Origin of the sequence: Endozoicomonas sp. ALC013 (genome assembly GCF_049310205.1) — a bacterium.
Taxonomy (GTDB): domain Bacteria; phylum Pseudomonadota; class Gammaproteobacteria; order Pseudomonadales; family Endozoicomonadaceae; genus Endozoicomonas.
Genome location: NZ_JBLYNS010000033.1, coordinates 23,455 through 39,102, shown reverse-complemented (window position 1 = coordinate 39,102; position 15,648 = coordinate 23,455). Strand labels below are relative to the sequence as shown.

General features: G+C 49.7%; 12 protein-coding genes, 1 tRNA gene and 1 pseudogene. 10 read left to right on the top strand and 4 right to left on the bottom strand.

The features are described 5' to 3' along the window. Nucleotides 1-1,641: hypothetical protein (locus ACO6V1_RS08745; protein ID WP_422466541.1), on the bottom strand; the 1,641-nt coding region annotated here is incomplete at its 3' end. Between the two features lie 106 nt (nucleotides 1,642-1,747). On the opposite strand from ACO6V1_RS08745, the pseudogene ACO6V1_RS08740 reads away from it, so the two are divergent. The 9 genes and pseudogenes from ACO6V1_RS08740 to ACO6V1_RS08700 form a co-directional block, all read left to right on the top strand. Continuing rightward, nucleotides 1,748-3,082 (top strand): annotated as a pseudogene (locus ACO6V1_RS08740) (DEAD/DEAH box helicase family protein); the annotation flags it as partial. Then, nucleotides 3,063-4,508 (top strand): N-6 DNA methylase, encoded by a 1,446-nt coding sequence (locus ACO6V1_RS08735; protein ID WP_422466539.1) that lies wholly within the window; start codon nucleotides 3,063-3,065, stop codon nucleotides 4,506-4,508. The pseudogene ACO6V1_RS08740 and the gene ACO6V1_RS08735, both read left to right, overlap by 20 nt. Nucleotide 4,509: 1 nt before the next feature. Continuing rightward, nucleotides 4,510-5,085: a virulence RhuM family protein gene (locus ACO6V1_RS08730; RefSeq protein ID WP_422443907.1), complete on the top strand. Its 576-nt coding sequence runs from the start codon at nucleotides 4,510-4,512 to the stop codon at nucleotides 5,083-5,085. A gap of 168 nt (nucleotides 5,086-5,253) precedes the next feature. Next, entirely contained in the window at nucleotides 5,254-5,718 is a 465-nt protein-coding gene (locus ACO6V1_RS08725; RefSeq protein WP_422466537.1) for a GIY-YIG nuclease family protein, read from the top strand. Further along, a complete protein-coding gene (locus ACO6V1_RS08720) occupies nucleotides 5,711-6,052 on the top strand; it encodes a hypothetical protein (protein WP_422461297.1) in 342 nt (113 codons plus the stop codon). Before ACO6V1_RS08725 ends, ACO6V1_RS08720 begins: the two co-directional genes overlap by 8 nt. Nucleotides 6,053-6,396: 344 nt before the next feature. Beyond that, nucleotides 6,397-7,377: a restriction endonuclease subunit S gene (locus ACO6V1_RS08715; RefSeq protein ID WP_422461299.1), complete on the top strand. Its 981-nt coding sequence runs from the start codon at nucleotides 6,397-6,399 to the stop codon at nucleotides 7,375-7,377. 43 nt (nucleotides 7,378-7,420) lie between these two features. Beyond that, a complete protein-coding gene (locus ACO6V1_RS08710; protein WP_422443915.1) occupies nucleotides 7,421-8,698 on the top strand; it encodes an AAA family ATPase in 1,278 nt (425 codons plus the stop codon). Further along, nucleotides 8,695-9,237 (top strand): hypothetical protein, encoded by a 543-nt coding sequence (locus ACO6V1_RS08705; protein WP_422461301.1) that lies wholly within the window; start codon nucleotides 8,695-8,697, stop codon nucleotides 9,235-9,237. Before ACO6V1_RS08710 ends, ACO6V1_RS08705 begins: the two co-directional genes overlap by 4 nt. Continuing rightward, nucleotides 9,227-9,913 carry an RNA ligase family protein gene (locus ACO6V1_RS08700; protein ID WP_422443919.1) on the top strand — a complete coding sequence of 229 codons (687 nt, stop codon included), beginning with the start codon at nucleotides 9,227-9,229 and terminating at the stop codon, nucleotides 9,911-9,913. Before ACO6V1_RS08705 ends, ACO6V1_RS08700 begins: the two co-directional genes overlap by 11 nt. 322 nt (nucleotides 9,914-10,235) lie before the next feature. Here the strand turns inward: ACO6V1_RS08700 and ACO6V1_RS08695 are convergent. The 3 genes from ACO6V1_RS08695 to ACO6V1_RS08685 form a co-directional block, all read right to left on the bottom strand. Next, a tRNA-Thr gene (locus ACO6V1_RS08695) sits at nucleotides 10,236-10,311 on the bottom strand. Nucleotides 10,312-10,497: 186 nt separating this feature from the next. Further along, a complete protein-coding gene (locus tag ACO6V1_RS08690) occupies nucleotides 10,498-13,302 on the bottom strand; it encodes an ankyrin repeat domain-containing protein (RefSeq protein ID WP_422466535.1) in 2,805 nt (934 codons plus the stop codon). Nucleotides 13,303-13,904: 602 nt separating this feature from the next. After that, on the bottom strand, nucleotides 13,905-14,123 hold the full coding sequence (locus ACO6V1_RS08685) for a hypothetical protein (protein ID WP_422443923.1): 219 nt from the start codon (nucleotides 14,121-14,123) through the stop codon (nucleotides 13,905-13,907). A 71-nt stretch (nucleotides 14,124-14,194) separates the two neighbouring features. On the opposite strand from ACO6V1_RS08685, the gene ACO6V1_RS08680 reads away from it, so the two are divergent. Continuing rightward, nucleotides 14,195-15,331, top strand: coding sequence for a hypothetical protein (locus tag ACO6V1_RS08680; protein ID WP_422443925.1), 1,137 nt, complete (start codon nucleotides 14,195-14,197; stop codon nucleotides 15,329-15,331). Nucleotides 15,332-15,648: the final 317 nt, after the last annotated feature.

Below are 15,648 nucleotides of genomic sequence, written 5' to 3'. Positions count from 1 at the left end.
AAAGACTACGGGAGTTCCTGCTTGCAAGGCCCTGTGCAACCGGGTCGGACAACGACCAAACCGGGCCTGTTGCTCTGAAGTAACGTGGATATTGTCAAACAGCTGGCTAAGGGTGGTCTGTTCGTTGACCTGAATCACCAGTGGCGGTTCCGGCTGAGCGGCAAGCCAGGCAATGGCTTGTGGGGCTTGTTGGTAAAGCACGGTGGCGCAGTACCGGTTCCCGGTGAGCGCGGCAAGTAACGCTTGCTGTCTGGTGCTCGCTGACTTGCCCGGTAATTCCGATTGCCACTGTGGGGCAGCAACCTGCAGTACCGGTTTTATCCCCGTTGCCTCCCAGATGCCCTGCAAAGCACCCAATAGCCGGAACCAGAGCGTGGTACTGAGGGGGGCGGTGACAATAACCGCACCACCGGCCCGGATCTGCTGCTCCAGCAGGTTATTGGGGACGGCATAACCCTGCTCAATACGTATCGGATTCAGCCACTGGGCCATTCTGACCGGATTGATAAGGATATTGTGCTGCCCGGCAGTCCTGTCAGGTGCCTGGTCATCCTTGCTATCAGGGTTGCTATCCAGCGAACGGAACAGCGTGACCAGCTCCTGCTCAGCAACGGGCATCCGGTAAAACTGGATACCCCGGGCTAATTGGCGAGTCTCACCATTGCATGGGTACTCCTTGCGCACCAGCAGCTGGCGGATGGACTGTTCAAAGGACAAATCGTGCCAGTCAGCCCCCTTCAGAATGACCTGTTGGCCAGGCCGCAGCTGCTCAAGCTGGCCGGGTATGTGCCGGATACGCCCCTGGTGATCGACACCGGGACCACCAAACAGCAGCGAACGCCAGTGGCTGTGCAGATGGCAATCAATGGTAACCACATCGCCATCGTCCCCCGGGGTGCCGTGGTATTCAGGCAGCAAAGCGGTGTCAATGGCATCCGGAATCTCTTTATCGGAGGTTTGGGTCTCAAACTGCCAGCTGTTACCCGGGCGATTGACGCGGCGCCAGAAGTCAGCCCCCGGAGCCTGATCGTTGCTGCCCATTGTGGTTAGCTGCTCGGGGCTGGCCAGTACCAGCAGCGAGACATGGTTACCCAGGGGGCGCTTCTCTTTTTTTGTCCGGTCGTATAGACATGGGTTCTCAGGGTCCAGCAGTTCATTGAACGCTGGCAGCTCATCGCTGGTGAAAGAACGAATGTCCAGTACCAGCGTCAGCGGGGTATCGCTGGCAAAGAGTCGGCCAGACTCAAGGACGGGCTGGCTGTCAGCCGTAATGTGCAGACGCTGCACCAGGTTGTCTTCGCACAAATCATCGGGATGGGTGATAAGCAGCACATTCCCGCCGCTGTCACTGGTCCGGGCGTGCAGCAGACTGCGTACCTCTTGATCAGAGGCTACAAAATGAAAATCGAATGATCGGCCAGGCTGTGCAGTGGGATACTGCCGCACCGCTCTGGTTTTTCCGGTTGTCTGGTGTTTTGCGCCAGGGGACGTTGCGGGGGATAATTGCCCTGGTCCAGCAGTCATCTGAATCTGAGGGGGTAATTCCTTGATTTTGTGGTGTATTTCGGGCTTGTTGTTTTTACCTGGACATAAATTGTCAGTGATTAACACAACGGATTGAGAAGCGTCCTGAATATTCATAAAAATCCTTTTTTTCTTGTATTTCCCTGCCTCCTTGGACAAATAGACACATAAAAAGTTCAAAGTCCCGGGACCAGAACAAGAGTCTGTAACAGACCACACGATAGATGATATGACCCAGATCCGTCAGGAAGTGAAACTGCGGGATGGCAAGGTGGTGGTGCGTGGTCAGGCGGTTGCCCGCAGAAAGGTGAAGTCGGCAGATATTGTACTTTCTCATAAGCCTGGTTTGCCGCTGGCGGTGGTGGAAGCCAAGGCCAATCAGCATGAAATCGGCAAGGGGATGCAACAGGCGCTGGATTATGCCCGTCTGCTGGATGTGCCGTTTGCCTTTGCATCCAATGGTGATGGTTTTATCTTCCATGACAAAACCAATCCGGCAACCCTGGAAACCGAAATCCGGCTGGAAGACTTCCCATCACCGGAACAGCTCTGGCAAAAGCTCTGCCTCTGGAAAGGCTATACCGAACAACAATTGCCCATTATCACCCAGGATTACTACGACGATGGCAGCGGCAAGTCGCCCCGTTACTATCAGCTACAGGCCATCAACAAAACCGTAGAAGCAATCTCAGCAGGCCAGGATCGGGTACTGCTGGTGATGGCAACAGGCACCGGCAAAACCTACACCGCCTTCCAGATTATCTGGCGACTGTGGAAAGCCAAGAGCAAGAAGCGCATTCTGTTCCTGGCGGATCGCAATGTGCTGGTGGACCAGACCCGCATCAACGACTTCCAGCCCTTCGGCACGGCCATGACCAAAATCACCGGCCGCAAGGTAGACCCGGCTTACGAAATCCACCTGGCGCTGTACCAGGCACTCACCGGTCCGGAAGAGCACCAGAAAGCCTACAAAGTGGTCCGTGTCGATCTGGATGTAGATCTGCAAGGCTGGCGCCCCACCAAGGGCCAGACGGACAAACACGGTGAAGTGATCGAAGACCGTATTTACAACCAGAAAGACTTTGACCGCACCCTGGTGATCGACGAACGCACCCAGCTGGTGGCACAGACCATCACCAGCTACCTGAAACGCACCGACCTCATGGCCAAGACCATCGTCTTCTGTAACGACATTGACCATGCCGAACGGATGCGTCGTGCACTCATCAACCTGAACCCGGAACAGGTGGCCAAAAACGACAAATATGTGATGAAGATTACCGGCGATGACGACCTGGGCAAGGCGCAGCTGGACAACTTCATCAACCCCAAAAAGCCCTACCCGGTGATCGCCACCACTTCTGAACTGATGACCACCGGCGTCGATGCCAAAACCTGCAAACTGGTGGTTCTGGATCAGTCCATCCAGTCCATGACCAAGTTCAAACAGATTATTGGCCGTGGCACCCGGATTGATGACCGTTACAACAAGTTGTGGTTCACCATTCTGGATTTCAAAAAGGCGACAGAGCTGTTCCGTGATCAAATCCATCCAGGACATCATGCGCAAAGACGCCGGTGTCGATGGTGATGCCCAGCGTTTAGGCCAGATGTCCTGGCTGCTGTTCCTGAAAATCTTCGATGCCCAGGAAGAAGAGCTGGAGTTTGAGTTGGACGACTACCGCTCACCCATTCCCGAAGAATACCTCTGGCGCAACTGGGCGGCAGACAAACAGGGCATGACCGGTGATGAGCTGCTGGGCTTTATCAACAACGACCTGTTCCCGGACCTGAAAAACCTGATCGCCCCTGTGGATAAAAACCCCCGGGGCTTTGTGGTAAAGGAAGCCTTCAGCGATGCCTTCAACTACATGAAAAACGGTACCCTGCTGCGTCAGGTGATCAACAAGCTGAACGAGGTGGATTTTACCGACTCCAAAGAACGACACCTGTTCGGTGATATCTACGAGCAGATTCTGCGGGACCTGCAAAGCGCCGGTAATGCCGGTGAGTTTTATACGCCCAGAGCCGTCACCCGCTTTATGGTCAATCGCATCAACCCGCAGCTGGGCGAAAGCATTATGGACCCGGCCTGTGGCACCGGCGGCTTTCTCGCCTGCTCGGTGGATCATTTGAAAGACCAGGTGAAAACTGCTGCTGATCATCAAACCCTGCAACAGCAGATCCATGGTGTCGAGAAAAAGCAGCTACCGCACCTGCTCTGCACCACCAATATGCTGCTCCACGGCATCGAGGTGCCGGTGCAGATCAAACACGGCAACACCCTGAACAAGCCGCTTTCCAGTTGGGATGATCAGGTAGATGTGATCGTCACCAATCCACCATTTGGCGGCACCGAAGAAGATGGCATTGAGAAAAACTTTCCGTCAGAAATGCAAACCCGGGAAACCGCCGACCTGTTCTTACAGTTGATCAGTGAGGTTTTAAAAGACGGTGGCCGTGCGGCAGTGGTTCTGCGCGATGGCACATTGTTTGGCGAAGGGGTCAAAACCAAAATCAAAAAACTGCTGACGGAAGCCTGCAACCTGCACACCATCGTGCGCCTGCCCAACGGCGTGTTTAATCCGTACACCGGCATCAAAACCAATATCCTGTTCTTTACCAAAGGTCAGCCCACGAAGGAGATCTGGTTCTATGAGCACCCTTACCCGACAGGTGTAAAGAACTACAGCAAAACCCGCCCCATGAAGTTTGAAGAGTTCCGGCAGGAGATGGACTGGTGGGGTAATGAGGCGGACGGTTTTGCCACACGGGTAGAAAATGAGCAAGCCTGGAAGGTCAGCATCGACGAGGTGACCGTGCGCAACTTCAACCTGGACATCAAAAACCCCCATGTGGGCGAAACCATCAGCCACGATCCGGACGAACTGCTGGCCAGCTACCAGCAACAGCAGCAGGAAGGGCTGCTTGGACAGTTGCAAACTATCCTTGGCGAAGCGCTGACCAACCGGAGCGGGAGATAACGTGGCCGACACCGACCTTAACATTGCCATTTATGAAGCCAGCCAGGGGAATATTCAGGTACTGCTGGACCAGGAGACCATCTGGCTGTCCCAGCGGCAACTGGCAGAGCTGCTGGAAACCAGTATTGATAACATCAGCCTGCACCTGAAAAACATCTACAAAGAGGGCGAGCTCACTGCCGGGGCAACTACCGAGGATTACTCGACAGTTCAGCAGGAAGGCCAGCGGCAGGTACGCCGGAAGGTCAAACATTACAACCTGGACGCCATTATCTCCGTGGCTTACCGGGTTAACTCCCGCAAAGGCACCCAGTTTCGCCAGTGGGCCACCAGCACCCTGAAAGAGCACCTGACCCGTGGTTACACCATCAACCAGCAGCGGTTCGAGCAGAATGCCCAGGAGCTGGAAGCGGCCCTGAAGCTGGTGCGCAAAGCGGCGGCCTCCCCACAATTGCAGGCGGACACCGGTCGTGGGCTGGTGGAGATTATCAGCCGCTATACCCAGACCTTTCTCTGGCTGTCAGGAACAGAGCCCTTCATTAACTTCCCGATGACACTCGATCTCCGTTCACCCTGAGCGTCCTTCGGCTCCGCTCAGGATGCACGGACGAAGGGTGTTTGGCATGATCTATCAGTCTGGAGCCTCTCCCTTCTACTCTTCCTCAGAACCCAGGGTGAATGTGTTATCCTTGCCAGCCTTTAACCAACAACCGAGGATTCCTCAGGAGTTCAACGGGAACCATTCATGTCATTCTTTGTATACATCCTGCAATGCGCAGATGGCAGTTATTACACAGGGCACACAGACAACCTGGAACAGCGACTGGCCCAGCATCAGTTGCGGTATTTTCCAGACTGTTATACAGCCAACCGCCTACCCGTTGAATTAAAGTATCAACAAGCCTTCCCCTGCCGTGAGGAAGCTCTGGCGGCCGAACAGAAAATCAAGGGCTGGAGCAGGAAAAAGAAAGAGGCCATGATGCGAGGAGATTGGTCACAGGTGTCCCATCTTGCCCGTTCTTATTCAGCGCCTTCCGAACCGCAAAACCCCGTGCATCCTAAACAACCAAACCCCGTTCATCCTGAGCAACCAAACCCCGTTCATCCTGAGCCTGTCGAAGGATGTGGACTCCGAACCAACAACGAAGACCGTGCCAATCACCCTTCGACTCCGCTCAGGGTGAACGGAGATTGTACAAACAATGACTGAGCAACTGATCGTAAATCACCTCTCTACGCTGGCGCTGGCGCTGGCGGTGCAGAACAAATCCGCTTCTGGCCGAGGTTCCGGCAAGAAGATTGACCTTTATGGCATTAAGAAACTGCGGGAGCTGATTCTGGAGCTGGCGGTCCGGGGGAAGCTGGTGGCGCAGAATCCGGAGGATGAGCCTGCTTCCAAGCTGTTGGAGCGGATTGAAGCCGAGAAGGTGAGGCTAGTTCAGGAAAGGCAAATAAAGAAACAGAAGCCTTTGCCATTAGTTACTGAAGATGAGAAACCATTTGAACTTCCAGTTGGTTGGGAATGGGGGAAGCTGGGAAATTGATCCAGCAATATTCATTATGGTTACACAGCTTCAGCCAAACATGATTCTGAAGGAGTTAGGCTACTTCGAATAACCGATATTCAAAACGATAGAGTTGATTGGGAAACAGTACCAGCCTGCGAGATTACAACTGAAAACTCTGAAGCATATAAGCTGGAAAGCGACGATATATTGATAGCCCGAACCGGAGGAACAGTAGGAAAATCCTACTTAGTTGAGAACATCAGTGTTCATGCAGTTTTTGCGTCATACCTGATTAGAGTAAAGAGAATCTCTTCTATGTATGCGCCATTTATCAAAACTTATCTCAGCAGAAACGCATCGTCACCAAAGTCGATGAACTGATGACCCTGTGCGACCAGATTGAACAGCAGACCGAAGCCAGCTTGTCCGCCCATACGACACTGGTAGAAAACCTGCTGGCAACCCTCACCAACAGTGCCAATGCCGAAGAACTGAAGCAGAACTGGCAGCGCATCGCCAGCCACTTCACCACCCTGTTCACCACCGAGGCGAGCATCGACCAGCTCAAGCAGACCATCCTGCAACTGGCTGTGATGGGCAAACTGGTACCCCAAGACCCCAACGACGAACTCGCCGCCACACTGCTGGAACGCATCGCCGCCGAAAAAGCCCGGCTGGTCAAAGAGGGTAAAATTAAAAAGCAGAATCCGCTGCCGCCAATTGCGGAGGATGAGAAGCCGTTTGAATTGCCGGATGGGTGGGAGTGGTGTCGTCTGGAAGAGTTGACTCAGATAATAACCAAGGGCTCGTCACCTAAGTGGCAAGGAGTTTCATACACTGAAAACCCTTCTGATGTACTCTTTGTCACCAGTGAGAACGTCGGTGCTTTTGAGCTTATGCTTGATAAAAAAAAGTATGTTGAGCAAAAATTCAACGAAGTTGAACCTCGCTCCATACTGGCGAATGGTGACTTCCTAATGAATATTGTTGGTGCATCGATAGGAAGAACCGCGATTTATGACATTGATGATCTAGCTAACATAAACCAGGCCGTATGCTTGATTCGTATCTTTAAAAATCTTCTTTGCAGCTCATTCTTCCTTCAATTTTTCAATAGCTCTATCTGCATTGGCTATATGTTTGACAAGCAAGTTGATAATGCCAGAGCCAACTTGAGCATGGGCAACATCGCTAAGTTCTTAATACCTGTTCCACCAACGGCAGAACAACACCGCATCGTCACCAAAGTCAACCAACTAACAACCCTCTGCGACCAAATCAAAACCCACCTGCAACACCAGCAGCAAACCCGCCTGCATCTGGCCGATACGCTGGTGGAGCAGGCCGTCAGTAACCGTTAAAGTACACTTACCAGAAGCGCTCGCCAGTCAACCAAAGGAAGACATGATGCTAACCCGACTAAAACTATCCAACTTTAAGGCCTGGCGGGAGTCCGGTGATGTTCAGCTCAGGCCAGTGACTTTGCTGCTGGGGGAAAACTCCACAGGTAAGTCCAGCCTTTTGCAAAGCCTGTTGCTGATGAAGCAGACGGCCATGTCTCCGGATCATACGGTTCACCTCAATCTGGGAGCTGAAGCGAATGACTATGTGGATATGGGCTCATTTGAGGACCTGCTGACCCGAAACCCGGAGAAGCGTAAGGTCGGTATTGAGCTGGATATGGATGACAGTAAAAGCCTCTGTTTCTTTTCGGTGGAATATGCCCAGGATTACAAAAAAAGTCCGGTCATTGAAAGCATGAAACTGAGTACGGATAACGAGCACTGGTTTCGTGTCGCACGGACTGAACGGAGTGCATTTGGCATCTATCTTCCCGGTGAGACACGCACCACCTTGAAGGCACGCTCCTATGCGCCAGAGCGTGGTATTGCCTTTTCAGCAGATGCGATTGCAGCCATGGGTGAGTCGGGAAAAACGGTTCAGAACCTGAGCCTGCAACTGCGCCGGGAACTTGAAGCAATTTCCTACCTTGGTCCACTGAGAAACAAGCCTAAACGGACCTATATTTGGAATCGCACCCGCCCGGGGATCATTGGTGACGATGGTAGCAATGCGATACCCGCGCTTCTGGCCAGCGCTCAGGCCGGAAGGAGAAACGATGACAATCTTGTTGGCTCCGTATCCCGCTGGCTGAAAAAAATGAAGATCGCTGACAAGCTGGAGGTAAAACAGCTCAGTGCCGGTCATTACAGCGTGCTGATTCACCGGGATGGTGTGGTCGCTAACCTTCGGGATGTAGGGATTGGTATATCTCAGGTGTTACCGGTGCTGGTGCTGGCTTATTTTGCTCCGGCATATTCTACCGTTCTTCTGGAAGAGCCAGAGATTCATCTGCACCCGCAGGCTCAATCTTTGTTGGCGGAGTTATTTCTTGAGGTCAGCAAAAAGCGTCATGTGCAGTTTATTGTGGAAACCCACTCAGAGCACCTGTTCCGACGTATGCAGACATTGGTCGCTAAAAAGAAAGCCTCGCCTGAACAGTGCGCCCTGTATTTTGTCGAACGCCAAAAATCCGATGCTGTTCTGAAAACATTAACCATGGATGATTTTGGCAGGCTTTCCTACTGGCCAAAGAACTTCTTCGGCGATGCGACAGGGGAGGTGCGGGAACAGGCAAAACAAACCATGCTCCGGATGAAAGAGGAACGTAACCAATCATGAGTCGGCATGTTGTTGATACCAATGTTTTGATTGTTGCCAGCGGCGAACACCCTGACTCACCGTTTTCATCATACAGGCATCCTGTCGAGGATGCGGGTGAGGCAGAAAAGGTTCTGGAGTGGCTGATGGACTTTGAGCTCAGCGGCGGTCGTATGGTGTCGGACTACGACTATGAAATTTTTGGTGAGTATGAAAAAAAGCTCACTGAACAAGATTATGGTCTGATGGTTCGGCGTACGAAGTTCGATAGGAATGAAATCGATTATGTTGCGCTTGAATGGGAAGATGATCCAGCCAATCCCGACAAGGTTGCCGTACTACCCAAACAACTAAAAGATGTTGTCCACGATCTTGCCGATAGAAAAATGATAGCTGCCTGCTTAAAAGCAAATGAGGATGGTATGGCCTGCACCCTCGTGAATGCCTGCGATACAGACTGGTACGACTGGCAAAAGCAACTTGAAGTAGCGGGCGTAGAGGTTGAGCAGATTATAGAAGAATGGTCCCGCAAAAAATGGAAAGAACACCATGACCGATGATTTCTTCCGCTTTCCCCACACGCCACACATTCAATGGTTGGGTTCTGGTGAACCACGGGGCGATAAACTGTTATCAGATTCCGAAGTCTATGAACTGCTGCATGCAAAGCTGACCGTGGAAGAAAAAGTCGATGGTGCCAATGTCGGCTTCTCTGTCGGCCCTGATGGGAAACTCAGGGCTCAGAATCGTGGTGCCTGGATTGAACGGGATATAGGCGGTCAGTTCAAGCACCTTTGGCGATGGGCAGCCCGTTACGAGGCAGATCTGATCAACCTGCTGGGTGAGCACCTGATTCTGTTTGGGGAGTGGTGCTATGCCCGTCATTCCCTGGCTTATGAGTCACTGCCAGACTGGTTTGTCGGGTTTGATATTTATGACTGTAAGGCAGACAGATTCTTCTCGGTTCCTCGCCGCGATGAGCTAGTTGCCCTTCTGGATCTTCAGCCAATCAAACCGCTTGCCGTGGGTACCTTTTCAATGGAGAAGTTAGAGGCACTGCTGAGCAGGCCATCTCACTACGGTGCAATCAACATTGAAGGTATTTATCTGAGGCAGGATCAGGGGGAATGGCTGAAGCAAAGAGCAAAACTGGTCAGAAGCGACTTTACCCAAACGATTGGTGAGCACTGGACCAGAAAAGGCATTATTCCCAATGAGGTTTTCGGCCAGAGATAACGGTAGTCTGTCGCTCGATTCCCTGTGATTTTTTGCCGCCAAAACGGTTCAATCTACACCACTAAAAAAGGGAGGGAGAAATCTACTTAAGGTTTTTTGACGACTGAGCATGCACAAAGGAAAATTTATCCGGCGAGTCTTTGATTACTGAAGACCGTAAGAAGTATTTGTTTATGAGTGACAGAAGGCTGCATTGCAGGTCAGAGCCTGATACCGATTAGTACCGTTACAGCCCAATCGAAAGTGGGGGCAATAGTGGGGGCAAACAGACAGATACAAAAAAGCCCGTAGTGTTTACTAACGCTACGGGCTTTACTGTATATGGTGCCGGCACCAAGAGTCGAACTCGGGACCCACTGATTACAAGTCAGTTGCTCTACCAACTGAGCTATACCGGCAAGGAACGAGGTGAATAATATTTATGCCGGGTGTGTTTGTCAACTTCCATGTGTACTCTGATCTTTATTTTGTCGCCAACCCTAAAGCCACTATTTTGCTGTGCGTTCGAAGGAGGAGCCCGGGAGCTGTTAACAGCTGAGAATACCGCCGGTTCATGTCTAATCCATCCTTTCAATGGAATTTTCTCAGGCCAGCAGTTTTTTATAGCGTCCAAACTGGAGCAGCGCTGCCACCACCTTATTGTTAAAAGGCTTATTTACATGCATTTGCTGCAGCCGGAAGTGATGGGTTGTGATTGAGTCCTTATCCAGGCAGCTGTTGATATAATCGGCCAGGGCTTTATCGGAAGGGTCTAGCGCTTCGAGTAACGCTTTTTTTTCAATACTGCCCAGTTTTGCTCCTTTCTGTAACAGGCTCATAATGGTGACTGGTCGCAATTGCAAAGGTGAGGGTTGAGGATCATTCCAGACAAAGCATAAAGGTCCATTTTCAACGTCTTTGGTCTTTATCTTGTCGGTATAAGAGAGTGCCTCTGCGTAGCCGCCTTTCCTGGCAAGGTCTGACAATTTTTTCAGGACTTCAATCTCGGCTCCATTCTTTTCTATCTGCAACTTGCAGGAAAAGGCCATGGCCTTTAAAGCCTCCAGCGGCACTCCCATGTCCTGGGCCACTGGCGTTTGTCCGTAGGGAAGGAGAGAAAGATGAGGTTGGCCATTTTGCAACAGGGTCGTGGTCAGGTTGGCACCTTCACTTAACACCGGGAACCGGGAGCTTTGCACCAGTTTGTTGAAACTCTGCCTTGGCACACTGGGCATAAGACACAGAAGCAATTGGCCCTTGCCTGCCGCCATCAGAGAGGCCCGGTCTTGCTGGTCCCGAAAGTCAATCAGTGTGAAACCTGCGGTTCTCGCGATTTCGCTTAGCACACTCTTGCCATTTTCTGCCCTGTCTTCATCTCTGAAAGCGCTGGTGGTGGTGGTCACCACCACCGGGAGAGCATCCGTTACCTGACCCTGGTTTAGTTTTATAGCACCAAGCCAATTGGTTAATATCGTTTTTTTAAAGTGGCGCAGTGCATTATGATGCAAACCATAAACTACAGCGGTTTGTATTTTCCCTTTAGTGGATAAATCACAAAGCTGGTTAATAGCAGAGACTAATGTCAGTTGATGGCTATCGAGGGATTCGGTCGATATTTCAGTTTCCTTTGATTGCAGATCACCACTGGGGATAATCGAGTTTACCGGTAGATGCAAAGGGTGGATATTACAGTCGGGCATTGAACTATTGTCGTTATTGATATAAGTGAAAATGGACAAAAAAAAGTTGTAAAGCAGTGACCATAGGAGTTGGCCGCTATTATTCTTTGTAACTGATGTATCGGTATCCAGACACATCGCTTCAAATTCAGAGTAAAAACGATAGGGTTTTAAACTAATATGGGACTCTTGCACATAGCCTAATTCTCGGTACATTGCTTCGGCCTGGAAAAAGGAGAGGGTAACGGCAGCATTGATTTTATTCTCACCACGCAGGTTACAGCTGGAAATAATAACTTTGGTGTCGTCTATATAAATTTCCTGAATGCCCAGTCTAATCTTTATTCCCGGCAGTAAGTAAGCCAGCTTGGATAACGCTATACGCTGTTTCTTGACATATCTTATCTGCTCCTCACTATTAAATCTTTGTCGTGTAATAAAGTCACTGTCATCCGGTGGTGACAGTTGTGCATGGATCGTTTTTGCGCCCAAAGCAACAAGGGCCTTAATCAGTCCGACAGATGCCGTGGCATCACCCATGGCCCAGAATCGACCTTGTTCTTCATGTTTATTTTTATAGACGGGGCAACGTACATAAACCCCTATTTCCGGCAATGCGCTTATTAAAGCTTTAGCCTGTGACAGATATTCGGTGGACGATGCACTCCCGGACAAGCTGTCATCCATGTGATCAAATAATGGGGGTGGATATTTTCGTGAGGTTTGCTGTTCTATTTTATTGGCAATCTTATTTTTTTCCCGCTGCCAGGTTTGCTGGAATAGTGTTTTATCAAAATTCTTTACCGGGCGAAAAGGTTGCTTCACTTTCTCCCGGGCATCTCTGATCAGTTTTGCACAGACTCCATTCTCTTTACTGCTAAATTCAGCAGCATATTCCATTTTCGTCAGTCGCTTGATAAAGAACGGTTGCTCAAGAAGGTATTGTAAAATGTCATCATAGCCATGTTTTACCGCTAATTGGGTCAGAGAACTTAAGCCTTTTAAATCAGGATCTCTCGGGGTGAAAGAGTCTGGATAGTTATGTACAAGCCATTTGACACAATCCAACTGGCCACACTCAACAGCATAGCGAAGAGCGCAATATGATTGATAAAAAGCACCACCACTATGTAAACAGTGGAGAATAACGGCCACGCACTCTATGTGCCCATTTTTTATCGCAACCCAAATAGGGGAATCAGGCTTGGACAACAAATACTTGCCAATTTCATAATCCAACATGGTCATTAAACCAGCTTTATTTCCGTATTGAGCCGCCAAGTGTACCGGTGTTAGTCCTGATTTGTCAGGATACACCAGTGTATTTTGCAGTATTAAGAAGTTGGGGTAGTTATTCAATAAAAAGTTCAAACAATTGTTTTGTTTTGCTCTGGCTGCAATATGCAGAGGTCGTTCGTCGTTGTCATTGGTTGCCTGCCACAGGTGTTGAGCTCGATCAACCAACAGTCGGCATAGGTGTTCATGGCCGTGTAACACGGCCAGATGCAGGACGGAGTTACCCTCTGCATCTTCAATGGCCAGGGAAAAGGGGTTATTGGTAATGCACTCTGTTACTTTGTCTGTATCCCCCTGTTTTATCAGGTTTATCAGGTCCAGGGATGAATTATAAAGATGGTTGTGTTGATCCCATGAAGCCTCCTTTGAAAGTAATGGCAGGCCTGGTATATCCATCACCATTTGATGTGTCGTCAGTTGATCAGATGATTCCAAAAATGCTTCTTTATCACAGGATTTGGCAGAGTGGTGACTAAGAATAGGGTGAACCTGGTTTAGTTTTACCATTCTTTTGGTGTGTAAACTCTCTGGTGGCGCTGGATTTTCCGCACGCGGTAATGACATGCTCTGGGCAGAGGGTATGCTAATTTCTACACCCGTTTGGGGATTGTCCTTTTCAACTTGAACTCTGGTGGTTGTATCAATCCCCCCCGGGGGATTAGGTAATATCGGTGTTATTCCCCCGGCAGGCTGCATTGCTCTAACTCTCCTAAAGATCTTGCTACATTAATGGTGTTTTTTCTTTTTGATGAACGCTAGGGCCGACTAAGGAGTTGTCTGGAAACAACTTACCTATTTTCATTGCCTGACTCCGTTCGGACTGAGTGCTGAGCTTGTCGAAGTATCGAAGTTCGTTGGCACGCCCCGTCGATACTTTGACAAGCTCAGCACTCAGGGTGAACGGAAATCGGGAACTTGTTAAAAGACAATTCCTAACCACTTCTTAGGGTAGATATTAAGGAATTTATGTCAGAAAACCACTTAAAAGCTCTCATTCTAGAAAGAAAAAAAGATACCCCTCTATTTTGTGGCAATTATCAGTACAACAAAACTGCATCTTGTTTAATACGCTCGCCCTTCATTGATGTTTGGTGCTCCATCGTAAGGTATTTTAGCAGGTCTGCTGTATTGATAGTGAAAATCTGCCCGATGGCATGCTGCAGCGCATTCATACCCTCAAAAGTTAAAGAAATTCTCGTGCCGTCAAGCAGGACCTTGCGAACCATCAAAGCATTTAAGGCCGTTAGTATTGCCAACCACTTTGTTATTTTTAACCTTTCATTTACTCGGTATGGTTTGGTATTAGGCAGCCAACAAGGAGGTGGGCATGAACATTGCTCAACACTTTTTTATACCAAATACTGATAACTACCACGATCTGAAAGATACTACTTATCAGGAAATCCTTACATTTATCGACAAACATGTTCAGGCAGTCGATTCAGTCAAGATCATAACGCCTGACGACCCGTGTAAGATCAACCCTGTATTGCAGATAATGGCTCGTCAGGCACAGCACGCTCTGTGTAATCAGTTGCTGTGTGAGGGTGGCCTGGTACAAGATAACCCTTATCTGAAATTCAGATCCTTTCCTAACAGGCTTTATACATTCGATGAATCCATTCAGGGATCATTTGAAAATAACAAAGGGCAGAGTCACCCGCGAAAGCCCTGTGCATTATGCAATAACGATTCCAGGCTACTGAAAATCCACACCGAGGGCATGACCATCATTTCCAATTTCCGGCCTTACAGTTCCGAATGCTGGTTGATAAAACCCACAGAACATCTTGATCAAAGTAACATATTTGTTAAAAGTTCAGAGCTCTTTGATTTGGCAACAGCCATGGGACCGGCCTATACGTTTGCCCATAGTGGCTACAGGGGAAACTCACAGCCGCATCTTCATATCCATGCAATGAAAGAGAATTTGCCCCTGCGAAAAGCGTTGTATAACGGACAACTCTCTTTGGAGGCTGACCTGCCGGTAATACAGCATGGGAAAACCACGATCCGTTGGATGACCGGTGATCAAGCCCATAACACGGCACATTTTTCAGGAATTCATATCGCGGGTGAGAATCCTGCTGAATTTGCGCAAGTCTTTAATAATACTCTGAAATACTTAAGCAAAAGCGATGTCTGCGGTACTGGCGGCTACAACGTGGTCTATTGGGTAGACGATAATAACTCTTTGCACTCTTTCATTTTTCCCAGAAATCAAAATGCCAATGTTAATCCTCAATATGTGCCTGAAAAGCAGAGTTATGGCTGTCTTGAAATGAGTGGATTGTTAATCATGGCTCCGGTGAATGACAAAAAAGTGGGTGAACCAGCCGCAGAGGAACTTGCCTCAATCCGAGATAAGCCCTACGGGGATTTTGTCGCCAGGGCCAGAAATGAGCTTACCCGTCTTACCCCGGAGCAATGGCAAGAATTGGCTATGCGTCTGGAACAGTATTGAATTAATTTCCCGGTTCAGAACTTGATCTCCACTCACCCTGAAGCGGAGTCGAAGAATACCAGGCACAAACAAAAACAGACCCATCCCGGATCTGTTTTTTTACCTATGGACTCTTGTCGTTAGGCATCCTGCCCGACTAAAGTCCCTGCCCAGCCTTCATCCTGAAAATCCGGACATCCTGTCCACTGGCTCCCTGCCATGTCACATCCCTGATTTGTCAGCCATCCACCTTCCTGGCTGCTTTGACCTCCTGTCTCAACTGACGGCTTCCATTTTGAGGCTTTTACTTATCATTTACAGTCAGGGAATTCCCATAC